This is a genomic window from Ruminococcus sp. AM26-12LB (assembly GCF_003480785.1).
Taxonomy (GTDB): Bacteria; Bacillota; Clostridia; order Lachnospirales; family Lachnospiraceae; genus Blautia_A; species Blautia_A fusiformis.
Window position 1 is genome coordinate 186,157 of record NZ_QUJX01000002.1, and the last position, 22,847, is coordinate 209,003.

At 45.5% G+C, this 22,847-nt stretch carries 18 protein-coding genes; 7 read left to right on the plus strand and 11 right to left on the minus strand.

The features are described from left to right. Positions 1 to 10 precede the first annotated feature (10 nt). Positions 11 to 2,437 (minus strand): EAL domain-containing response regulator, encoded by a 2,427-nt coding sequence (locus DW694_RS02035; RefSeq protein ID WP_286186753.1) that lies wholly within the window; start codon positions 2,435 to 2,437, stop codon positions 11 to 13. Positions 2,438 to 2,596: 159 nt separating this feature from the next. After that, complete coding sequence (locus tag DW694_RS02040; RefSeq protein ID WP_015525717.1) at positions 2,597 to 3,250, minus strand: DUF3786 domain-containing protein; 654 nt, start codon at positions 3,248 to 3,250, stop codon at positions 2,597 to 2,599. 356 nt (positions 3,251 to 3,606) lie between these two features. On the opposite strand from DW694_RS02040, the gene DW694_RS02045 reads away from it, so the two are divergent. Together DW694_RS02045 and glgD are read left to right on the plus strand one after the other, a co-directional pair. Further along, a complete protein-coding gene (locus DW694_RS02045; RefSeq protein ID WP_118752464.1) occupies positions 3,607 to 4,746 on the plus strand; it encodes a glucose-1-phosphate adenylyltransferase in 1,140 nt (379 codons plus the stop codon). Position 4,747: 1 nt separating this feature from the next. After that, entirely contained in the window at positions 4,748 to 5,869 is a 1,122-nt protein-coding gene (gene glgD, locus DW694_RS02050) for a glucose-1-phosphate adenylyltransferase subunit GlgD (RefSeq protein WP_015525715.1), read from the plus strand. A gap of 86 nt (positions 5,870 to 5,955) precedes the next feature. Here glgD and DW694_RS02055 read toward each other — a convergent pair whose 3' ends face one another. Both DW694_RS02055 and DW694_RS02060 read right to left on the minus strand, forming a co-directional pair. Further along, positions 5,956 to 6,666 carry a hypothetical protein gene (locus tag DW694_RS02055; RefSeq protein WP_015525714.1) on the minus strand — a complete coding sequence of 237 codons (711 nt, stop codon included), beginning with the start codon at positions 6,664 to 6,666 and terminating at the stop codon, positions 5,956 to 5,958. Positions 6,667 to 6,836: 170 nt separating this feature from the next. After that, a complete protein-coding gene (locus DW694_RS02060) occupies positions 6,837 to 7,835 on the minus strand; it encodes an acyltransferase (RefSeq protein WP_015525713.1) in 999 nt (332 codons plus the stop codon). A gap of 234 nt (positions 7,836 to 8,069) precedes the next feature. On the opposite strand from DW694_RS02060, the gene DW694_RS02065 reads away from it, so the two are divergent. The 4 genes from DW694_RS02065 (at position 8,070) to rfbD (ending at position 12,334) form a co-directional block, all read left to right on the plus strand. Further along, the gene (locus DW694_RS02065; RefSeq protein WP_118752465.1) at positions 8,070 to 9,251 is read left to right on the plus strand and encodes a methyltransferase domain-containing protein; all 1,182 of its coding nucleotides are present in this window, start codon (positions 8,070 to 8,072) and stop codon (positions 9,249 to 9,251) included. A gap of 129 nt (positions 9,252 to 9,380) precedes the next feature. Continuing rightward, the gene (gene rfbA / locus DW694_RS02070; RefSeq protein ID WP_015525711.1) at positions 9,381 to 10,277 is read left to right on the plus strand and encodes a glucose-1-phosphate thymidylyltransferase RfbA; all 897 of its coding nucleotides are present in this window, start codon (positions 9,381 to 9,383) and stop codon (positions 10,275 to 10,277) included. 93 nt (positions 10,278 to 10,370) lie between these two features. Beyond that, positions 10,371 to 11,405, plus strand: a complete 1,035-nt coding sequence (rfbB, locus tag DW694_RS02075; RefSeq protein ID WP_015525710.1) for a dTDP-glucose 4,6-dehydratase — start codon at positions 10,371 to 10,373, stop codon at positions 11,403 to 11,405. Further along, entirely contained in the window at positions 11,402 to 12,334 is a 933-nt protein-coding gene (gene rfbD / locus DW694_RS02080) for a dTDP-4-dehydrorhamnose reductase (RefSeq protein ID WP_118752466.1), read from the plus strand. Before rfbB ends, rfbD begins: the two co-directional genes overlap by 4 nt. 120 nt (positions 12,335 to 12,454) lie before the next feature. Here the strand turns inward: rfbD and DW694_RS02085 are convergent, their stop codons facing one another. The 4 genes from DW694_RS02085 to DW694_RS02100 form a co-directional block, all read right to left on the minus strand. Next, on the minus strand, positions 12,455 to 14,080 hold the full coding sequence (locus DW694_RS02085; RefSeq protein WP_118752467.1) for an LCP family protein: 1,626 nt from the start codon (positions 14,078 to 14,080) through the stop codon (positions 12,455 to 12,457). Positions 14,081 to 14,299: 219 nt separating this feature from the next. Continuing rightward, on the minus strand, positions 14,300 to 16,138 hold the full coding sequence (gene glmS, locus DW694_RS02090) for a glutamine--fructose-6-phosphate transaminase (isomerizing) (protein WP_118752468.1): 1,839 nt from the start codon (positions 16,136 to 16,138) through the stop codon (positions 14,300 to 14,302). 81 nt (positions 16,139 to 16,219) lie between these two features. Beyond that, the gene (gene glmM / locus DW694_RS02095) at positions 16,220 to 17,608 is read right to left on the minus strand and encodes a phosphoglucosamine mutase (RefSeq protein WP_015525706.1); all 1,389 of its coding nucleotides are present in this window, start codon (positions 17,606 to 17,608) and stop codon (positions 16,220 to 16,222) included. A gap of 128 nt (positions 17,609 to 17,736) precedes the next feature. Further along, positions 17,737 to 19,437 carry an AAA family ATPase gene (locus DW694_RS02100; RefSeq protein WP_114001421.1) on the minus strand — a complete coding sequence of 567 codons (1,701 nt, stop codon included), beginning with the start codon at positions 19,435 to 19,437 and terminating at the stop codon, positions 17,737 to 17,739. Between the two features lie 388 nt (positions 19,438 to 19,825). Between DW694_RS02100 and DW694_RS02105 the strand changes: the two genes are divergently transcribed. Then, positions 19,826 to 20,368, plus strand: a complete 543-nt coding sequence (locus DW694_RS02105; RefSeq protein ID WP_349073068.1) for an Rpn family recombination-promoting nuclease/putative transposase — start codon at positions 19,826 to 19,828, stop codon at positions 20,366 to 20,368. A gap of 15 nt (positions 20,369 to 20,383) precedes the next feature. Here the strand turns inward: DW694_RS02105 and DW694_RS02110 are convergent, their stop codons facing one another. The 3 genes from DW694_RS02110 to rfbC are packed head-to-tail and all read right to left on the minus strand — an operon-like array spanning position 20,384 to position 22,847. Beyond that, entirely contained in the window at positions 20,384 to 20,950 is a 567-nt protein-coding gene (locus DW694_RS02110; RefSeq protein WP_021651080.1) for a VanZ family protein, read from the minus strand. Positions 20,951 to 20,970: 20 nt separating this feature from the next. After that, positions 20,971 to 22,209, minus strand: a complete 1,239-nt coding sequence (locus tag DW694_RS02115; protein ID WP_021651079.1) for a nucleotide sugar dehydrogenase — start codon at positions 22,207 to 22,209, stop codon at positions 20,971 to 20,973. Between the two features lie 35 nt (positions 22,210 to 22,244). Next, entirely contained in the window at positions 22,245 to 22,847 is a 603-nt protein-coding gene (rfbC, locus tag DW694_RS02120) for a dTDP-4-dehydrorhamnose 3,5-epimerase (RefSeq protein ID WP_021651078.1), read from the minus strand.

The window sequence follows — 22,847 nt, forward strand, 5'->3', positions numbered from 1 at the left end:
AAATGATCTCTCATTTTTTACACGCCTCTTTTGCTCTTATAACCTTTGTTTCAAAGTTTTCCCACGGCAAAGGCCGTGCATAATAAAAGCCCTGGATCTCATCGCAGCTCAGGCTTCGCAGGATCTCCACCTGTTTTTCTTTCTCCACGCCCTCGGCAAGAACCTTCATTCCAAGGCTATGTGCCAGCGAAATGGTATGACGGATCACCTGCTGCCCACGAAAATTCTCTATGTAATCGATCAGACTTTTATCCAGCTTCAGAGTATCGAATGGCAGCTGGTTCAGACTTGTCATAGATGAATAGCCGGAGCCAAAATCATCCATATGCAGCTCGAATCCTGCATCCACCATCTTCTCTATGAGCTTACTAATCCGATCATTATACAACGTAGCAGTTTCTGTCAATTCAATGGGAACAGAAGAAAACGGAATGCCATTTTCTTCCACGATCTTCACATAACGACAGATCATATTATCGTAATGGATACTGGCACGTGACAGATTCACCGAAATCGGAAGTATCTTTTTCCCTGATCTTATACGTTCCCCCTGGATGCTGCATACCTTTCGGAAAACATATTCATCAAGGCGTACGATCAGACCATCCTTCTCAAAAAGAGGGATAAATTCTCCCGGCGAAACCATAGTTCCTTCCGCTCTCTTCCAGCGCACCAGTGCCTCCGCCCCAACGATCTCTTCTGTCTCCACACTGTATTTCGGCTGCAGGTAGACTACGAATTCTTCATTGCGTATAGCCTCCACGAAAGCATTCTCCATCTGTCCGTTACGGATATGCCTCTTTCTCATCTCATCATCATAAAAAGCGATCTGGTGCTCATAGTCATCCCGGATACTCTTCATGGCCAGAAAAGCCCTGTCACAGATCAGGGTAAAAGGCAGTGTCTTATCCACATTCTCATAGACCCCATAGTTGACCACCAGATTAGGAATCGGTGCTCCACTCTCGACCCTGTGGATAAATTTCTCCATATCTGCCATACGGATCTCTTTCTTTCCATATATGATGGCTACAAACTGGTCTCCTCCATATCTGCCCACCGTCCCGTAGCGAACCTGATTTCTATACGTATCTCCCAGATAGGTAAGAACCTGATCACCGGTCTTCTCTCCATAGGTTCCGTTGATCCATTTAAAGTTCTTTATATCTGCCACCACCACATGAAAATCCTGATTCGTATTAAAGCGCATCAGCGTCTTTGCATGATGGAAAAAGGCCTGTCTGATATAAAGCCCTGTAAGATCATCATATTCCAGAGCTGAGAGTACCATCACGGACTCTCTCAGCTTGATCACATTGTTGATCTTACTTTTTAATATACGGACATTATACGGTTTCCGTACAAAATCCACTGCTCCCAGTTCCAGACATCGCACCTCATCCTCCAACCGGTTACTTCCGGTTATGATGATCACAGGCACAGAGGTCAGCATCACATCATCACGGATCAGCTCCAGAAACTGAAATTCATCACATACCGGCACACTCATATCAAGAAGAATTGCAGAAAGGGTTTTGTAATTCTCAGACAGACGCTTCATCCCCTCTGCTTCATTCATCGCAGTGATAACCTCAAAACTGCCCTCCAGATGTTCTGTAAGCGCTTTCCGATCCGTCTCGTCATTCACTACAATAAGAAGTTTTCTTCCGGATGCTGTTCCTCCTGGTTCCAGTACGGCCTCCATCTCACTGTACCGTACATCCATATCCTCATTGGCAAAAGCAAACACCACGGCCTGAAAATCCTCAGCCGTTCCTACCCTGGCACATTTCACATAGAAATATTCAATCCTCCCGTTGCTTCGGCGTACACGATAATGTACCATCAACTGGGGAATCCTTGTAAGACGTTGGCATATCTTCTCAAAATCCATCATCTGATGCATCCGGATCCTGTCCTCTGCCGCAACACTGCTCTCAATATAAATATCCATGATCTTCTCATAGGATTCATCACTGCGAAGTCCCTCCTCCACATAAGCTCCACTCTGCCCCTGGAAGCGGCATACCTGGACCTTATGAGTCTCTCTGTCAACAGAGTAGATATTGATAAAATTTTTTCCGAGAACATTAATGATCCCCATAAGAAGCGGATTCTCCATCATTCCGCTGCTGATCTCATCATTCGTCTCTGTATCCGAAAAAACAAGGGCATGTCCTGTCCCGCCGGATTCCAGCGGAATCTCCACAGCATCAACCGAACGCAGGATATTCCGTCCCGGTTCCAGATAGTTCTTCGGACCTTTGATCCCGTTAACGACCGGACAGATCTCACAGGGAGTTTCTCTGTTTCTCAGACAGTGATAGCATTTCTCGCCCCTCTTCAGCTGCGGATAGATCTCACGTGCTGCCAGGTTATAGCTGATAATCTTATAATCCTCATCTATGACATACATTCCCGATGCATTTTTCCCCACGAGCATCACCTCCGGATTCGTAAATTTCTCATAGATCCTTCGTGACAGTTACTGTCTCAAAATCCTTAAATATTCCTTCATTATATACGATTTTTCTGATAACTGCAATTATCTTTCGTATTATTTATTTTTCATATTGGTTTTATTATATTTCGGTTATCAGCGCATCTGAAAAGATTTCCCCCTGAGCGGAACCCCGGCAAGCTCCGCAAGCCTTTTGATCCCGGAATCTGCTATGGATACCGCACTCTCCACATGATTGAAATCTGTGGCGCTGTAATCAAACAGGATATTTCCCTGTGCTTCAAACTCCTCGTCCCGTTCCCAGAAAAAGAATCTCATAGGCATACAGTCAAAGGCCCTGATCTCATATCCCACATCACCCTGGGGCAGTTCCCTGCCGTCAAGCTTCTGAAACGCCTCCCTCAATTCCTTTTCATGGCCGGAAAATGTAGCACTGAACACATCCGTCTCTCCGATCTGATACGCCGGCGCAAATGGTCTTGCATTCCTGAGATCTGCAAAAGGGACCCACTTATCCATAATAAAAGCCCCCTCTTTCGCATACCCCAGAAGCGTATAAATATTCAGCATCTCCGTAGTATCCGGTTCTCTCTGTCCATCCAGGCTCCGGATACTGCCGTCTTCCAGACTCACCCCATATCTTCTTCCGAAATGAATGATCGTGAGAAACCCGTTTTCTTCCTTCAGTTCCGGCACCCGTTTATGCAGATCTGCCTGATCCATCTTCAAAAAGCGTTGTGCCCACTCTTCACATAGTTTTACATAGTTGGAAATTCTTTCTTCTTTCATCCTGTCTTCTCCCTGTCTGATATCGATATCCTTTCTCCGCTGTATTCCGGACTTTTTTTACAGAATACACTGCTTTCACATTTTCCGCAAGAATCTTCGCCGATGTATCCGAAATCCGGCTATTTTCAGTGTTACTGTTTTTTCAGCATCCCGGAACCTTCTTAAACGTTTCTTTTTTTCGACAGATCATCCATCAATTTTCCCAAATCCGTCTAATTTCCCAATATAAAAATAACGTTTTTTTGCACAAAAAACTGGATTTTCTTTTTCGAAAGGTGTATAATATTAACAAAGTTTATTGTTTTTATGGTTAAAGACACCTGGCAGTAAACAAGAAATGAAAGTGAGGATTCGCCATGAAACAAAACAGTATGTTAGCAATGATCCTGGCCGGTGGAAGAGGAAGTCGTCTTCACGAGTTGACGAATAAAGTTGCCAAGCCAGCCGTTGGTTATGGCGGTAAATACCGTATCGTGGATTTTCCGCTCAGTAACTGTGCCAACAGTGGCATTGATGTCGTAGGTGTACTGACACAGTATGAATCAGTTTTACTGAACAGCTATGTAGCAGCCGGTGGCCGCTGGGGCCTTGATGCCAAGGACAGCGGAGTTTATGTACTTCCTCCACGTGAGAAAGCGGATGCCGATCTGGATGTATACCGTGGAACAGCTGATGCGATCTCTCAGAATATTGATTTCATCGACTCACAGAACCCGGAATACCTTCTGATCCTTTCCGGTGACCACATCTATAAGATGAATTATGCAAAGATGCTTGATGACCATATCCAGCATAAGGCAGATGCCACTATTGCAGTTATCGAGGTTCCCATGAAGGAAGCCAGCCGTTTCGGTATCATGAACACCGGTGAAGATGACCGCATCGTGGAATTTGAAGAGAAACCGGAACACCCGAAGAGCAATCTTGCCTCCATGGGTATCTACATATTCAACTGGAAGCTTCTGCGCAAGCTCCTGCTGGCAGATATCAAAAATCCGGATTCCAATCACGATTTCGGTAAAGACATCATCCCTACACTCCTTGCACAGGACAAGGCGCTCTACGCCTACAAGTTCAAAGGCTACTGGAAGGATGTAGGAACCATCGATTCCCTCTGGGAAGCGAACATGGATCTTCTCAGTCCTAACAGTGAACTGGATCTTAACGATCCTACCTGGAAAATCTACACTGAGGATGCTACCTCTCTTCCACAGTATATCTGTGATACCGCTGTGATCAACACTGCTTTCATTACTCAGGGCTGTGTTGTAGAAGGTGAAATCACCAACTCCGTACTTTTCACAGGCGTCAAGGTCGGTCCTGGTGCCAAGATCATCGACAGTGTCCTGATGCCGGGTGTTGTTGTTGAAGCAGGTGCCGTTGTCCAGCGTGCTCTCGTTGCAGACGGAGTCGTGATCGGTACCAATGCTCGTGTCGGTTCCAAGGACAGTGAGCACATCGAACTTGTATCAAAACGTGTAAAGGGGGCTGAGTAATATGTTTAAAGCATTTGGAATCGTGAATTCCTCAGAAAGAAATATCCATGTGGAGGGGCTTCAGGACTACCGTGCGATCGGCGCCTTTTCATTTCTCGGAAGATATCGTGTCATCGACTTCCCGATCTCAAATATGACCAACAGCGGAATTGAGTACATTCAGGTCTATGTAAAGAACAAACCCCGTTCTCTTGTAGAACATCTCGGAACCGGACGTCACTACAACATCAACTCCAAGAGCGGTAATCTCCAACTCCTCTTTTCAGAGCATTCCGGAGTCAACGATATCTATAACACCGATATCGACAACTACTACTCCAATCTGGAGTGCATCGAAGCAGTTCATTATCCGTATGTTGTTATCGCTCCGAATTACATGATCTACACCACCGACTATTCCAAGCTGATCGATGCCCATATCGAATCCGGTGCAGATGTGACCATGCTTTATCATTCCGTTGATAATGCCAAGGAGAACTATCTGAACTGCCACATCCTGAACCTGAACCGTCAGAAGGGTGTTCTCTCCATTGAGCACAACCACGGCAATGCAAAGAACCGCAACATTTTCATGGATACCTACGTAATGAGCAAGGAGCTTTTCATCAGCCTCATCCATAAGGCAAAAGAGATCTCCTCTCTTTATACCCTTGCAGACGTGATCAATGCCGGCTGCAGAGACGGTGAGCTGGATGTGCGTGGTATATCTCATCGCGGATATTTTGCATCGATCACTGATTTCAAGAGCTATCACGATGCAAATATGGATCTGATCGACTACAAAACTGCAACCGATCTTTTCCATGATAACTGGCCGATCTATACACGCACCAACAACTCCTGTCCGACCCATTATTTTGACACAGCCAATGTTTCCAACTCCGTTATCTCCAACGGCTCCATGATCGAGGGAACTGTAGAAAATTCCATTGTCGGACGTGGCTGTACCATCAAAAAGGGCGCTGTTATCAAGAACTGTGTCGTTCTTGCAGACTGTACCATCGGTGAGAATGTCCATATCGAAAATCTGGTGGTAGACAAGCATGCCAAGATCACGCATGCCAAGGAGATCATCCGTCCTGCGGATGAGCCTGGCTACATCAAACGTAACGATACACTGTAATATTCATATATAATAAGGCCTCCGGTTCCTGTGTTACGAACCGGAGGCCTTATTTATCTCTGTACTCAGCTAAACATATGGATCCATCATTTCAGAACAGACTGGATCCATTTCAACGCATTCTCTTTATTCTTCACATTACCCGGAAGGCAGATGCACACCGGATCATATCTCAGGCCAAAGTCCTGAGCAACACTACTGCTGCCGTCAAGCTCCAGATGCTGATCATCCACAGCGCCCAGAGACTCAAACACCTCATCTCCAAACGTTTCCCTGAGATTTGCATACATTCCGCTATCTTTCTCATGTTCATAGAGTTCCTTCGGCATGATCAGGACATCAACGGTAGCACTCTGGATTTCCGTCACATATGCGATCCTGGCATAGTAATCAAAATCCTCTCCTGTCTCGTCCGTCATCAGATTCTGCGCCACACTGACTTCTGCATATTTATCCTCTGTTCCCAGTGTCTTCAAAACATCCTCTTCCACCTTCTCAGAGTCATAATTCCCTGCATTCACCACCGCAATGGAAAGCACCGTCTTCATCTGTGCGTGACGATAAATATTCACTCCCAGACAGACTCCGCCAATGGCAAGAAGCACGCACAGCATATGTATCTTATAATACATCCAGATATACTGAATCTTCTTACCTGTTCCCATTCCCTTCAGTTTCTCTCTTTCGATCCGGCGGCGTTCCTTCTTCGTCAGATCAGTTTCGTTGGGCATCTCCGGATTCAGTACACTCTCATCGTGTCCGTCACTGCCGGCCTCCGCTCTGTTTTGTAAATCCATAAAAATCTCCTTTTTCTTTCATGTCTCAGTATTTTTTACCCTGAAGCGGGATATTCCAGTCGCTTTCCCCACATCCTCCGGGTGGGTGCTGTGACTTATCAATAAAGGATATTTTAGCATATTTTGGTACAAAATCACAGCGCATAAATATGAAAATACCATAAACTCTTCTATTTCCGGCAGATCTTCATTCCATATCCATACATTACCGCCACAGCAGTCACAAGAACACAGACCATCACCGGTCTCATCCACAGATATAAAAGATTTTTCTCAATTCCAGCTGCCACAGCCACATCCTTCAGGATATCAGCCACGCAGAGATGGAACAGATAAATAAAAAACGCATATTTCTGACCGATGGCTGCCGGAAGCTCGGGCACTTTCCGATTCTTTCCCATGATCGCAATGAGAAAAAGACCAACAGCCATAAATACTGACCCCAGAAACAATTCCAGTTTGCCAAAATACCGGTATTCCAGCAGACTTGCGATCCCGCCGCCAGCTGCCATGCCATACAAAAGAAGCACTTTTTTTCCGGCAAACCAGGCTTCCAGCTTTTCCTGATGTCTGTGTATCAGATGTCCCAACATAAAAAACGGAAATCCGGTAAACAGATAGTTTCGAAACTGCATAACACGGAAATGCTTTTCCGGGAACAGGAAGGTCGAAAATTCCTCCATTCCGAAATGGATCAGAAGAAGCACCGGTATCAGAACATATACCTGCTTACAAATCCGGAATCTTGCTGCCAGGGCAAAAAGAAGATAACAATAGAGCAGTGCCGGGAGAAACCACAGATGCCATTTCACCTGAGAGCTGTTATTATATAGAAGAAACTGGCGGATATGTTCCCCCGAAACCAGGGCTTCCAGCCATTCCTTCTGGCTTGCTCCGTCGATGTGGTTCTGGATCAGCTCCCACAGACAGCAGACCGGAAATGCCACAAGCATCAGCTTCAGAACATGCCGGATCTTTTTTCCGGTTCTTATAAATTCCGTATCATCGCCACGGAAACAAAAATATCCGGATACCATAAAAAACACAGGTACTGCAAATCTGGCAAGTACATTGGCTATGATTCCGGCATTTCCCGGAAAATGGACGTGAAGAAGCACAACTGCATAAGCACAGATTGCCTTTACCATATCCAGAGTACGGTTTCGCATAAAAATTACTCCTTTTTATATCGAACGCTTATCCCGGAAATATGATTCCGGGGTTCCCTTTTTTTCGAAACGATATACTAACAAACCAGCAGAATTTTGTCAATGCTGTTTTTCTCCTGTACGGTTTACTCTTATACGTTTTACTCTTGTACGGCTTCCGGATCTGAATTATAATTCTTTTATGACTTCTATGACAGGATGTTTGTTATTTCCTCAGAAAGGATTCTATTTTTTATGAAAAAAGACGGCTACTATTCTTCCGGCGAATTTGCACGCATGGCACACGTAACTCTGCGTACTGTCCGCTATTATGATAAACAGGATATCCTGAAACCCTCTCTCGTCACCGAATCCGGCGCACGTTTTTATACAGACGAGGATTTTGCAAGGCTTCAGCAGATCCTCCTTCTGAAATACCTGGGCTTTTCCCTGGATGACATCCGTGAAATGACCATCGGTGATTCCGATTATCATTTCATGCTGAATTCTCTGAATATCCAGCTTCGTCTGGTCCGTGACCGGATCGAACAGATGCAGCTGGTGGAAAAAGCGATCCAGGATACCGCACAGATGATAAAGGAACAGCACACCATTGACTGGAGCCAGATGCTGAACCTGATCCACCTGACCGGCATGGAAAAAAGCCTCAAGAATCAGTATCAGAATGCCACCAACATTTCCTCCAGGATCAACCTCCACAGCCTGTACTCCCAGAACAAACAGGGATGGTTTCCCTGGATCTTTGAGCAGTGCCGGATCTCACCCGGTCTTCGTATTCTGGAGCTGGGCTGCGGGGACGGAACGTTATGGACCGACAATTTTTCCCTTCTGCCGGAGGATATCTCCATCACACTTTCCGATATTTCCAGCGGTATGCTCCGCGATGCCAGACGAGCCATCGGTTCCTCGGATACCCGGTTTGCATTCCGGGCCTTTGACTGCAGAAAAATCCCCTGCAAGGACGAAAGCTTTGATCTGGTGATCGCCAATCACGTGCTTTTTTACTGCGATGATATTCCCTCCGTCCTGAAGGAAGTCCGCCGTGTCCTCGCTCCCGGCGGAAGATTTCTCTGCAGTACTTACGGAAAGGCACATATGCAGGAGGTCAGCCAGCTGGTGCAGGATTTTGATGAACGGATCGTGCTTTCCGCAGACCGGCTTTATGAACGGTTCGGACGTGAAAACGGCCAGAGTATCCTGGCGCCTTTTTTCCCAAAGGCTCAGTGGCTTTCTTATGAAGACTGCCTTCTGGTCCAGGATGCGGAGCCGCTGATCTCCTACGTCCTCTCCTGCCACGGCAACCAGAATCAGTATATCCTGGACCGTTACAAGGAATTCCGGGCCTACACCGCCAGAAAAACTGCCAAAGGATTCCGCATTACCAAGGATGCCGGCGTATTTCTTTGTGAAAAATAGCCAAAAATAAAAAATATGAAAAAAGCTCTTGAAGGTGACCTTGCGTCACCTTTTATAATACAGTTACAGTAACAAAGTTATGTGCAGGCACGACTTATGCTGCACATCATCACGCAAAGGAGAAAACATATGAAAGGAATTATTTTAGCCGGAGGCTCCGGAACACGTCTTTACCCGCTTACCATGGTGACCTCCAAACAGCTTCTGCCGATCTTTGACAAACCGATGATCTACTATCCTATGTCTGTTCTTATGAACGCAGGCATCCGTGATATCCTGATCATCTCCACCCCGCAGGATACCCCGAGATTTGAGGAGCTTCTCGGTGACGGCCATCAGTTCGGTGTCAACCTTACCTATGCTGTACAGCCAAGCCCGGACGGACTTGCTCAGGCATTTATCATCGGCGAGGAATTCATCGGCAACGACACCGTATGTATGGTCCTTGGGGACAACATTTTCGCAGGGCATGGCCTCAAAAAGCGCCTGAAAGCTGCCGTAGACAATGCAGAGACAGGCAAAGGTGCCACTGTTTTCGGATACTATGTAGATGATCCGGAGCGTTTCGGCATCGTGGAATTCGATCAGAACGGAAAAGCTGTTTCCATTGAAGAGAAACCGGAAAAACCCAAAAGCAACTACTGTGTAACCGGTCTCTACTTCTACGACAACAAGGTTGTAGAGTACGCAAAAAATCTGAAGCCAAGCGCAAGAGGCGAGCTTGAGATCACAGACCTGAACCGTATCTACCTTGAGAAGGGACAGCTGAACGTTGAGCTTCTGGGCCAGGGCTTCACATGGCTGGATACCGGTACACACGAAAGCCTTGTAGAGGCAACCAACTTCGTAAAAACCATGGAGCAGCATCAGCACCGCAAGATCGCATGCCTTGAGGAGATTGCTTACTTAAACGGCTGGATCACAAAGGAGGACGTGCTCAAGGTTTACGAAATCCTTAAGAAAAACCAGTATGGCCAGTATCTCAAGGATGTTCTGGACGGAAAATATCTGGACGCGCTTCACTAAGCCGATCTGATTTTCCGACACTGAATTTACCTGCGGACTCCGTTTCGACGGAATCCGCATAAGATCAATCATTTATTATAAAGGAGATTTTTTATGACAATCATCGTTACCGGCGGCGCCGGATTTATCGGAAGCAACTTTATTTTTCATATGATGGAGGCTCATCCGGATTACCGTATCGTATGCCTGGACTGCCTGACCTATGCCGGAAACCTTTCCACTCTTGCACCGGTCATGGACAAGCCGAACTTCCGCTTTGTAAAGGAAAGCATCACAGACCGTGACGCTGTTTACAAGCTTTTCGAGGAGGAGCATCCTGACATCGTGGTAAACTTCGCAGCTGAGAGCCACGTAGACCGTTCCATCGAAAACCCGGAAGTATTCCTTGACACCAACATCAAGGGTACTGCTGTTCTCATGGATGCCTGCCGTAAATACGGAATCCAGCGTTATCATCAGGTTTCCACAGACGAGGTTTACGGAGATCTTCCACTTGACAGACCGGACCTCTTCTTCACAGAGGAAACTCCGATCCATACAAGCAGCCCGTACAGCTCCTCCAAAGCAGGTGCTGACCTTCTTGTTCTCGCATACCACAGAACCTACGGCCTGCCTGTGACCATCAGCCGCTGCTCCAACAATTACGGCCCGTATCACTTCCCGGAAAAGCTGATCCCGCTGATGATCGCCAACGCTCTGAACGACAAACCACTCCCGGTTTACGGAAAGGGTGAAAATGTCCGCGACTGGCTCTATGTTGAGGATCACTGCCGTGCCATCGACCTGATCATCCACAAAGGACGTGTAGGCGAGGTTTACAATGTAGGCGGACATAACGAGATGAAAAACATCGATATCGTAAAACTGATCTGCAAGGAGCTTGGCAAACCGGAAAGCCTGATCACACATGTAGCAGACCGTAAAGGCCATGACATGCGCTACGCTATCGACCCGACCAAGATCCACAACGAGCTTGGATGGCTTCCTGAAACAAAATTCGCAGACGGAATCAAAAAGACCATCAAATGGTACCTTGACAACAAGGAATGGTGGGAAACCATCATCTCCGGTGAGTATCAGAACTACTACGAAAAAATGTATGGAAACCGCGAGGAGGTTAAAGCATGAGATTTTTCGTAACAGGTGTTGGCGGCCAGCTTGGCCATGACGTAATGAATGAACTGTCCGGCCGTGGACATGAAGGCGTAGGAAGTGACATTGCTCCTTCCTACAGCGGCATCGCTGATGGTACTCCTGTTACCACCATGCCTTATGTGCAGCTTGATATCACAGATAAAGAAGCGGTAGCAAAAACCATCCGTGAGGTAAAGCCTGATGCAGTAGTACACTGTGCCGCATGGACAGCCGTAGATGCTGCAGAGGACGAGGAAAACCGTGAGAAGGTACGTCTTGTCAATGTTGTAGGAACACAGAACATTGCGGACATCTGCAAGGAGCTTGGCATCAAGATGATGTATATTTCCACAGACTACGTTTTTGACGGCCAGGGAACCACACCATGGGATCCAGACTGCAAGGACTACGCTCCACAGAACGTATACGGTCAGACCAAGCTTGACGGTGAACTGGCAGTATCCGGCACTGTAGATAAATTCTTTATCGTACGTATTGCATGGGTATTCGGCAAAAACGGCAAAAACTTTATCCGTACCATGGTAAATCTGGGAAAAACCCATGACAAGCTTACCGTAGTCAGTGACCAGATCGGAACTCCGACCTACACCTACGACCTTGCACGTCTTCTGGTAGACATGGTCGAGACAGAGAAATACGGCTACTATCACGCAACCAACGAAGGCGGCTTCATCAGCTGGTATGATTTCACTAAAGAGATCTTCCGCCAGGCTGCTGCCCTCGGCCACAAGGAATACGAAAAAGTAGATGTATCTCCTGTCACAACTGCAGAGTACGGCGTTTCCAAGGCTGTACGTCCATTCAACAGCCGCCTGGATAAATCCAAGCTTGTAAAAAACGGCTTCCAGCCACTTCCAACATGGCAGGATGCCCTGGAAAGATATCTGAAAGAGATCCTGTAAAAAAAAATCCATCGGTGATCGCCGGTGGATTTTTTTCGTTCTGTTTCTCATGAAAAAACAGCCGGTGGAAAGCTTTACGCTTCCCCGGCTGTTCTTATGCTAAAATTTAATAATTTTATCTTACTGCTGTGCAACAGTTCCGTCTGCTGCCTGGGCATCTGCTGTGCCATCCTGTGTGGCATCTGCAGTCTCACCCTGTGCTTCTGCTGTACTTCCCTCTGTAGCTGCCTGTGCATCATTATCCGTAGCTGCTGCCGCTGATGTTGCACTGTCTGCCTCCTCCTGGGAAACAGTCTCTCCGTCACGAACCTTCTTCATCATGGCCTCCGCCTTCTGAACGGTAGACTCATCCGGAATCATAACGTAAGCCTTCTGGCTCATAGAATACGGCTTCTGTGTGTCACCGGTACCATTTACACTGTAGCTTACGATGTTCCAGTCACCGCCGTTGTTCAGCTGCTGCTGGAGCAGTCTGGCGATCTCCTCGTAGGAGATATTGGTCTCAAAGCATCCCTGGATGCTGGAAAGAACAGAAGAATAATTCTTCAGAAGCTCCGGTGAAAGAGCCTTGTTGATCACACCCTTAATCACTGCCATCTGGTTCTTGCCACGCTGACGGTCGCCCTCTTTAAAGGCATAACGCTCACGGCTGAATACCAGAGCCTGCTCACCGTTCAGGTAGTTCTCTCCCTGATTGAAGTGATATCCTGTCTCATTCTTGGAATCAAAGTCATAGTCAGAATAAACAGTAACTCCGCCAAGCGAATTGATCAGCTGCTCAAATCCCGCAAAGTTGATACGGAAATAATAGTTGATATCCTCATTATAAAGCATTCCCAGAGTATCCATACATACATTGATACCATAGATACCTGCATGTGTCAGCTTATCTCTCTGTCCGCCTGAAATAGAAAGCGGTACAAAATAATCACGAGGTGTGGAAACCAGAAGCACCTGTCTGGTAGCTGTATTTACCGTAGCAATGATATTGGAATCGCTTCGGCTCTTTGCAACAAGGCCGCTGCGGCTGTCGATACCACTGATAAAGATGGTATATACAGAACCGTCATTGGTACTCTCTTCAGCCTTCGCCTCTGTCTCCTGGGGTTCAATGGTCGTCTCCACCTTCTTCACGGTCAGCTCTTTGATCCTGGAAGAAATATCGGAATATCCATCCATCTCTTCAATAACACTTAAATATGCGCTGTTCAGCACGATCGCACCTGTCTGTCCGTTCAGAAGACCGTCAACCAGCTCTGTAAGTCCTGCATACTCCTGGACCTGCACAGTCTTGCCTGTCTCGGAATCCACGTCCTGGATAGCCTTGTCCGAATTGGCTCTGTCAAGATCTGTCAGCACACCATACACATAATCTGCTGTAGCCTCTATGGAATCTGCAGAATCATCTGCACGGACATAAATACCGACCTCTGTAACCTCTGTGTTCACACCGGAGATCCCTGCCAGTGTGGAATGTGTCTTATAAACATACATACTTCCGAGAATGAATACTGCTGCAAAAACTGCTGCCAGGATCACTCCCACTACAAATCTTATCTTACCATCCGTACTCCATACAAGCGCTCCGACGATCACGATCAGGACCAGCATTACCAGTCCGATCACTGCAATGAACTTCGTCGGGATCACCTTCATATTCAGAAGCATGACCGCAAATACGATCGCTGTGATCAGAACCACAAGCGTCACGATCAGCCCTGGGATATGTTTCCCCATTTTTCTCATATGCAATCCTCCATTTTTGATGGTACAGAGAATATTACATATGGACACTCTCTGTACAGATTCAAATATCCTAATCATTTTACGCTTTTTTACTGATAAAAGCAAGAAATATCGTAAATCGCCAAATGCAAAAACAGTTCCGTGATATCATGATTCTTTTATGCTCTCACGATGTCACGGAACTGCCGCTAAAATGTTCCTTCTGTGAAATGGATCTCCTTATTCCACGGTAACACTCTTGGCAAGATTTCTCGGCTTATCCACATCCAGACCTTTATTTACACTGACATAGTAACCCAGAAGCTGCAGCGGGATCACTGCCAGAGAAGTTGCAAAATGCGGATCTGTTTTCGGGATATAAACCGTAAAATCTGCAGTATCCTCGATATTATAGTTTCCAAACGTAGTAAGCCCCATCAGATACGCCCCACGGCTTCTGCACTCCACCATATTGCTGACTGTTTTCTCATAAAGCTCCGGCTGTGTCAGGACACCGATCACAAGGGTGCCGTCCTCGATCAGGGAAATGGTGCCATGCTTCAGCTCGCCAGCCGCATACGCCTCAGAATGGATGTAGCTGATCTCCTTCATCTTAAGGCTGCCCTCAAGGCTGATGGCATAATCGATCCCTCTTCCGATAAAAAAGATATCCTTTGCATTGGCCTGCTTGGAGGCAAACCACTGAAGCCTTTCCTTATCCTCGATGATCCTGCCGATCTTGTCCGGAAGTGTCTTCAGTTCCTTAATGTAGGACTCACACTGCTCCTCTGAGATCTTTCCGCGGACCAGTGCCATCTGCAATGCCAGCACATAGGAAGCGATCAGCTGTGTACTGTACGCCTTGGTGGTAGCAACCGAGATCTCCGGTCCTGCAAGTGTGTAGAATACATGATCCGCCTCTCTTGCAATGGAAGAGCCGACCACATTGACAATAGCCAGTGTGCGGATCCCCTTCTCCTTACATTCCCGAAGCGCAGCCAGACTGTCCGCAGTCTCACCGGACTGACTGATGATCACTGCCAGGCCATCAGGATCCAGAAGCGGCTTCCGGTAACGGAACTCCGAAGCAAGCTCCACACGCACCGGAAGACCTGCCAGATCCTCGATCACATACTGTGCAGCCATTCCCACATGGTAAGCAGAGCCACAGGCCACGATATAAACCTGGCTGATGCTGCGGATCCTCTCATCATCCAGACCGATCTCTGTCAGATCCAGCTTGTCCTCCCGGATAACGGAATTCAGTGTATCTGCGACTGCTTTCGGCTGCTCATGGATCTCCTTCATCATGAAATGCTCAAAACCGGCTTTCTCCGCCGCCTCTGCATCCCACTCAATGATCTTAGGCTCCTTCTCGATCTCCTCACCATCCAGATTGTAAAAAGTGATCTCTCCCGGTTTTACACATGCCAGCTCCAGATTTCCGATATAATAAACATTTCTTGTATACTTCAGGATCGCAGGAACATCCGATGCGATATAGGATTCTCCATTCTCCAAACCCAGGATCATAGGGCTGTCTTTTCTCGCTACAAAGATCTCTTCCGGATAATCACGGAACATCATTGCCAGCGCATAGGAACCACGGATACGCACCATGGCATGACGCACTGCCTCAACCGGAGATCCGCCGTATTTCTGGTAGTAATAATCCACCAGCTTCACAGCAACCTCCGTATCTGTGGAAGAATAAAAAGAATATCCCCTGCGGAGAAGCTTCTCCTTCAGCTCCTGGTAATTCTCGATAATGCCATTATGCACAGCTGCCACATTTCCGTTATCACTGACATGAGGATGGGCATTGACCTCTGATGGTTCTCCGTGAGTTGCCCAGCGGGTATGACCGATCCCGCACATACCCGGAACAGATTCACCTGCGTTTGTTTTCTCCAGAAGGACCTTCAGACGGCCCTTCGCCTTAATGATCTCGATATCCTTTTCCCCGTCACGCACTGCGATGCCGGCGGAATCATATCCTCTGTATTCCAGTTTGGAAAGCCCGTCCAGAAGGATGGGTGCTGCCTGATGCCTGCCTGTAAAACCTACAATTCCACACATGATTTTTTTCTCCTCTTATTGCATTTTTATATTCTTCTGACTACTCCGTTCTTCAGACACCTGCGGTCTGCATCCAGGACATCACTCTGCCACATGCCCCTTCTTACGGACGATCTCAACCACCTGGTCCACATATTTTCTGCAAAGCTCCTCACTCTCTGCCTCTACCATAACACGGAGCAGAGGTTCTGTACCGGATTCTCTCACCAGGATCCTTCCGGTGTCTCCAAGCGCCTCAGCCACACTCTCTACTGCTGCCTGCACATCCACATCTGCCTGCGCTGCTGCCTTGTCATGGACACGCACGTTCTCAAGAACCTGGGGATAGATCGCCAGATCAGCAGTAAGCTCACTGAGCTTTTTCTTCCTTGCCATTATAACTTCCATCATCTTCAGACTTGTAAGGATGCCATCCCCGGTAGATGCATACTTAGAAAAAATAATGTGCCCGGACTGCTCACCACCAATACGGCAGCCATTCTGCATCATATATTCATAAACATATTTATCACCTACTGCTGTCTTCGCATACTCGATATCAAGAGCATCAAAAGCCTTGTAAAGGCCAAAATTGGACATTACCGTAGTTACAACCGTATTGGTGAGAAGCTTTCCTCGCTCCTTCATGTAACGGCCGTACACATAAAGGATCGCATCCCCGCTGACCACATTTCCCTTCTCATCCACACAGAGACAACGGTCCGCATCTCCGTCGTAGGCAAAGCCAACATCCAGCCCCTTCTCCACTACAAGCTTCTGGAGACCCTCGATATGGGTGGAACCGGCATTGTTATTGATATTGGTACCATCCGGCTCAGCATTGATCACATAAGTCTTCGCTCCCAGCGCATCAAAAACCGCCTTTGCGATATTCCATGCACTTCCGTTGGCACAGTCCAGACCAATCCGCATTCCCTTAAAGGAATATACTCCCAGGGAGATCAGATATCCTATGTAACGGTTCCGGCCTGCCGAATAATCCACCGTCCTGCCGATCTCACCGCCCTTTGTAAAAGGAATCTCATGCCATTTCTCTCCGAACAGCTGAAGACGGTCATCCAGATAATCCTCCACCAGAGCGATGATCTCCTCTTCCATCTTCTCACCCTGGCCGTTGATCAGCTTGATCCCGTTATCATAATAAGGATTATGGCTGGCAGAGATCATAATACCGCAGTCAAAACCATCGGTACGGGCAACATAAGCCACAGACGGCGTTGTTGTCACGTGGAGAAGATAAGCATCCGCTCCGGACGCCACCAGTCCGCCAACCAGCGAATACTCAAACATATAGCTGGAACGTCGGGTATCCTTGCCGATCACGATCCTGGCCGCAGCCGTCTCCCCCGCTCTTCTGCGCAGCTCATTATAATACCATCCCAGAAAACGCCCGATCTTAAATGCATGATCTGCAGTTAACGAAACACCCGCTTCTCCACGGAAGCCATCTGTACCAAAATATTTTCCCATTTCTAGCTCTCCTTTGTATGTTAATATTTATAACTTATCTTGTATATTGATGTGTCATACAGATCGATCAGAATTGTTCTTACCTTTCTGTATGAACATCAATAATATTATCTATATTTCCAGCAGATTTACAGCCTCTGAACAGCCACTTTACATCGCTTCTTACAAAAAGCAACTCCATACGCCAGAATATTATTTCTTCCTTCATTACGTAACCGTTCATCGTACCGCTTTTCTCTGATCTGTGCCAGCGCTCTTTCACATGCATTTTGCAGTCCTGAAAAAGTCTGAGAATACTTCAGCTCGATAACGATCCCGGCATCCGGATCTTCCGGTTCTGCCAGAATATCTGCAAAACCATCTCCAGATTCCGCATTAGACTGAACAAGCCAGTTTGGATCACTACGCAAAAGCCCCAACAAAAGTCCATGATAAAAAATTTCTTTTTCTTCATTTCGTCCTTTTGTATCAAAAATACTGATCGTATTTCCCAGAATCTTTGTAAGGCGTTCCTCAATCTCACCTGCATTCCCTTCTTTTATTGCTTTCAGCAGATTTTTCGTCGGCTCCGCCTCTTTCAGCACTGCGCGTTCAAACCATTCCTTTATCTGAAGCACATAAACTTCTCTTATCTCCCTGTTCGGAATGGTCAGACGATACACTCCCCGTTCGGTCTTCCCCGCCTGTGTAAGATATCCTGTAGTAAATAATACACTCCAGAGATTATCCAGACTGTTATCGATTTCATCATAGGTCAACTCCATACGGACCGTTTTCTCAATAGACTCACCTGCGATCAGACGCTCTATCTCATCTCTTGTAGTCTTATCTGCCCTGTCAATAAATCTCCTTACCAGTTCATTCCCACTGGTATTGATCCAGTAAGACAGCGGCTCCGCATCCGGATTCCCACGCAGACAATCTACATGATTGATCACATCCCATGGGCAGTACACATCCGTATTTCCAAAATGATATCCATCATACCATTCCTTTGTTTCGGAAAGATGATCCTCCATGCCATATGCTGTAAGCAATCTGCAGACCTCATCATCTGTGAAACCAAAATGCTCATCAAATCGATGATCCGTGATCGAAAGCACTTTGAAGTTATTAAGTCCTGTAAAAATACTCTCTTTAGACACGCGAAGACACCCTGTTAATACTGCAAAATACAGAGAATCGTTAGTCTTAAGTGCCTGTCCGAACACACCACGTATCATGAGCACCATTTCTTTATAATATCCATGCTGAAAAGCCTTATCCAGAGGAACATCATATTCATCTATAAGAATGATCGTCTTCTGCCCATAATGCTTATGCAACAACTGAGACAATATCTGCAACGCAGAAGAAAGAATATTTTCATCCATAGAATATCGTCCATTCTCCACAGAGATCAATGTACGATATATATCTTTATCCGTTTCTGTCAGTCTGTCACTCTCCAATAAAAACAGAAAACGACTGGCCTCTCTGCCTACCAGTTCTGTCAGCTGATAGCGTGCATTCTCAAAGGTAAGTCCATCAACATTCTTCAGCGATAAAAACACTACCGGAAATTTCCCCATATACTGTTCACACAGTTCTTGTTTCCGGGAAATATAAAGACCTTCAAACAGCGCTTCATCTGCCCCAATCTCGAAGAAACAACGAAGCATACTCATATTCAATGTTTTCCCAAAACGCCGAGGTCTTGTAAAGAGATTTACTTTCCCCCACTGATCGATCAATTGTTCGATAAGCCTGGTCTTATCTACATAATAAAAATCCGCCTGACGAATTTCCTGAAAATTCTCAATTCCCACCGGTAGCTTCGGTCTCTTCATATTCCGCGTTCCACTCCCTTTCAATGCGAAAAATCACATACAAATATGCCAATTGCCACGTGATTCGTGCTTTCAGAGTAGCACAATACGCTCTTTTTGTCTATTGATTTATTTCGACTCCGTTCGACAAACATATCCGCTTTACCTGCGCAGCTCTGAAGCTTTTTCACAAAATCCTCTTTCCAAAAGCAATGAACTATGTTACCCTGAAAATGGATCAGATGATAAAATAACTCTGATCACATAACAAGATCGAAGGTGGTGAAACCTATAGGTACAAAGGATACCATCACCAAAGATTACATGGCTGACAACCCACAGAGAAGCAAAGCAATGGCCCTCCACATCCGGAGAATATCTCACCGGCTTCTACAAGGATGACCGGCTGATTCCGGTCATCACCGTAGTCGTATACTTCGGCTCCGATACCTGGAAAGCTCCCAGGAGCCTCCACGAAATGCTCTCTGTCCAGGATTCCGAGATCCTTTCTCTGGTCCCCGATTATCGGATCAATCTCTTCTCACCTGCTAAGATAAAAGATGAGGAACTCAATAACCTCCAGAGCAATCTACGGGAAGTCATGCTCTTCATCAAATATGTCAAAGACAAACGGAAACTTAAGGAGCTCACGTCCGAGAACTCCGGTTTCCAGTCGCTCGAGCTCAAAGCAGCCCGGAGCATCGATTCCATAACAGGTATCCATTTACGTTTCACGGAAACAGAAAGGAGCGTTAATATGTGTCAGGCTGTTCAGGAAATGTACGATGACGCACGCGCCGAAGGTCATCTGGCCGGACGTACTGAAGGTCTTCAGGACCATGCTTTACTTACTGCACAGCGCATGCTAGAGGATTCCAGATTCTCACCTGAAGATATCTCCAGATTTTCAGGGTTGCCACTTGAGGATGTTCTGAAATTGCGGGAGAAATGATGATTGAGAAAATGCTCAGGAAGCGTGAGGCTTCCTGAGCATTTTAAATTTCTTTAGCATTCTCAGCCAACACCAGGAACCCAAAACAGCTCCCATCATACATCCAACCCCATTGTGGATAATATCATCAAACTCAAACAATCCTCGGCAGGTGATCAACTGCAATAGTTCTATCACAAACGATGTTCCCATTCCAATCACCAAACCTCTTTTCCAGCTGATTCTCTTATCTAAAGCACCTGGCAATAAACAGCCATACGGCATCAATAATATGCAATTTAGAATATTTTCCTTCAGCATCTCATTGTCATGATATACAAAAAATGCTTTCCAGGACCAGAATATATGAAGTTCATATTGAGGATATGCCTGTGGAATGCGAGTAAAAACTGTAGACTCCAATACCGTCCAAAGAAATATATAAATTGCAATATACGCCAGACTTTGTGAAAAGTTAATTCTGTTACTTTTGTATGACTGTTTTATGATCCGGCTAAAACACAATAAAAATACGAAAAACCAACAACCCCCTGTTATTCCCCAACTGGGATTGTGCTTAGTAATTGTTTTATAAATATCCATTTAAATTTATAACTTATCTTTTAATCTCTGTAAAAGATATCTCTTGTGTATACTCGTTCTTTTACATCATCCAGACATTTATCATATCTATTTGCAATAATCGCCTGACTCTGCTCTTTAAATGCCTCAAGATCATTTACAATTTTACTTCCAAAAAATGTTGTCCCGTCCTCTAATGTCGGTTCATAAACAATAATGGTGGCACCTTTGGCTTTAATGCGCTTCATCACACCTTGTATAGAAGACTGACGGAAATTATCTGAATTTGATTTCATGGTAAGACGATATACACCAATTACAACCTCTTTTTCCATTGAAACATCATAAGTATTTTCATCACCATAAGCATAGTATTCTGCCTTCTGTAAAACTCTGTCGGCAATAAAGTCTTTCCTCGTTCTGTTAGATTCTACAATGGCAGACATCATATTCTGTGGAACATCTTCATAGTTTGCCAAAAGCTGCTTCGTGTCTTTCGGCAAACAATATCCACCATATCCAAAGGATGGATTATTATAATGAGAACCAATACGCGGATCCAGACATACTCCGTTAATAATCTGCTGTGTATTCAGTCCTTTCATCTCAGCATAAGTGTCAAGTTCATTAAAATAAGATACCCTCAGTGCCAGATATGTATTTGCAAAAAGTTTAACCGCCTCTGCTTCAGTGAATCCCATAATCAAAGTATCAATGTTTTCTTTAATTGCACCTTCCTGCAACATTCCTGCAAAAGTATTGGCTGCCTTTACAAGCCTTGCGTTCTGTACATCAGTTCCCACGATAATTCTGGATGGATATAAATTATCATATAGCGCCTTTGATTCCCTAAGAAACTCTGGACTGAAAATAATATTGTCACAATGATACTTCTCTCTGACACTGGCTGTAAAACCAACTGGGATCGTAGACTTAATGATCATTACCGCATCCGGATTATACTGAATCACTAGCTTAATAACTGCCTCTACTGCAGAAGTATCAAAGAAATTCTTCTTACTATCATAATTCGTCGGAGCGGCAATGACAACAAAATCCGCATCCTTATATGCCTCCTCTGCATCCAGTGTAGCTGTCAAATTTAATTCTTTTTCTGTTAAGTACTTCTCAATATACTCATCCTGAATCGGACTGATTCTCTTATTAATTTTTTCTATTTTTTTCGGAATAATATCAACTGCCATTACTTCATGATGCTGTGATAACAATGTCGCTATGGATAAACCAACATATCCTGTTCCTGCTACTGCAACTTTCATATTTTATGCCTTTCTTCATTTATCATAAAATGAAACTAAAATTTGAATGTTTCCTTAAGTCTCTGCCATTTTTGATCTTTATCTGACAAATTAAGCTTCGTTCCATCATTCAACGTATATCCTTTTCCAGATGCTGTACCGTTATATTCTCCCTTCAATTCCGGCCAAGTAATTCCAATCTCAGGATCATTCCATGCAAGACCACCTTCATCTCCTGGATGATAAAAATCGGTACATTTATAACAAAACTCTGCCATGTCACTTAACACCAAGAATCCATGCGCAAATCCTTCAGAAATATAAAATTGTTTTTTGTTTTTTTCAGTAAGTTCAACACCATACCACTGTCCATATGTTCTACTGTTAGCTCTTAAATCAACTGCAACATCAAATACAGATCCTCTGATAACCCTTACAAGTTTACCTTGCGGATATTGTTTTTGAAAATGAAGTCCTCGTAATACCCCCTTAGTACTCATACTTTGATTGTCTTGAACAAAATGCAGATTAAGCCCAGCTTCTTTCATATCATTAAGATTATATGTTTCCATGAAGTAGCCTCGTTCATCTCCGTGAACAGCAGGCTCAATCACATATAATCCTTCAATTGATGCTTTTGTTACTTTTATCTGTCCCAT

Excerpts from the sequence above, each read along its gene's own strand:
- DW694_RS02040 (WP_015525717.1), bottom strand. The coding sequence starts at position 3,250 with ATGAAAGAAGAAAGAATTTCCAACTATGTAAAACTATGTGAAGAGTGG.
- rfbA (WP_015525711.1), top strand. The coding sequence starts at position 9,381 with ATGAAAGGAATTATTTTAGCCGGAGGCTCCGGAACACGTCTTTACCCG.
- DW694_RS02045 (WP_118752464.1), top strand. The coding sequence starts at position 3,607 with ATGAAACAAAACAGTATGTTAGCAATGATCCTGGCCGGTGGAAGAGGA.
- DW694_RS02085 (WP_118752467.1), bottom strand. The coding sequence starts at position 14,080 with ATGAGAAAAATGGGGAAACATATCCCAGGGCTGATCGTGACGCTTGTG.
- glmM (WP_015525706.1), bottom strand. The coding sequence starts at position 17,608 with ATGGGAAAATATTTTGGTACAGATGGCTTCCGTGGAGAAGCGGGTGTT.
- rfbC (WP_021651078.1), bottom strand. The coding sequence starts at position 22,847 with ATGGGACAGATAAAAGTAACAAAAGCATCAATTGAAGGATTATATGTG.
- DW694_RS02055 (WP_015525714.1), bottom strand. The coding sequence starts at position 6,666 with ATGGATTTACAAAACAGAGCGGAGGCCGGCAGTGACGGACACGATGAG.
- DW694_RS02060 (WP_015525713.1), bottom strand. The coding sequence starts at position 7,835 with ATGCGAAACCGTACTCTGGATATGGTAAAGGCAATCTGTGCTTATGCA.
- rfbB (WP_015525710.1), top strand. The coding sequence starts at position 10,371 with ATGACAATCATCGTTACCGGCGGCGCCGGATTTATCGGAAGCAACTTT.
- DW694_RS02100 (WP_114001421.1), bottom strand. The coding sequence starts at position 19,437 with ATGAAGAGACCGAAGCTACCGGTGGGAATTGAGAATTTTCAGGAAATT.
- glgD (WP_015525715.1), top strand. The coding sequence starts at position 4,748 with ATGTTTAAAGCATTTGGAATCGTGAATTCCTCAGAAAGAAATATCCAT.
- rfbD (WP_118752466.1), top strand. The coding sequence starts at position 11,402 with ATGAGATTTTTCGTAACAGGTGTTGGCGGCCAGCTTGGCCATGACGTA.
- glmS (WP_118752468.1), bottom strand. The coding sequence starts at position 16,138 with ATGTGTGGAATTGTAGGTTTTACAGGCAGGCATCAGGCAGCACCCATC.
- DW694_RS02065 (WP_118752465.1), top strand. The coding sequence starts at position 8,070 with ATGAAAAAAGACGGCTACTATTCTTCCGGCGAATTTGCACGCATGGCA.
- DW694_RS02110 (WP_021651080.1), bottom strand. The coding sequence starts at position 20,950 with ATGGATATTTATAAAACAATTACTAAGCACAATCCCAGTTGGGGAATA.
- DW694_RS02115 (WP_021651079.1), bottom strand. The coding sequence starts at position 22,209 with ATGAAAGTTGCAGTAGCAGGAACAGGATATGTTGGTTTATCCATAGCG.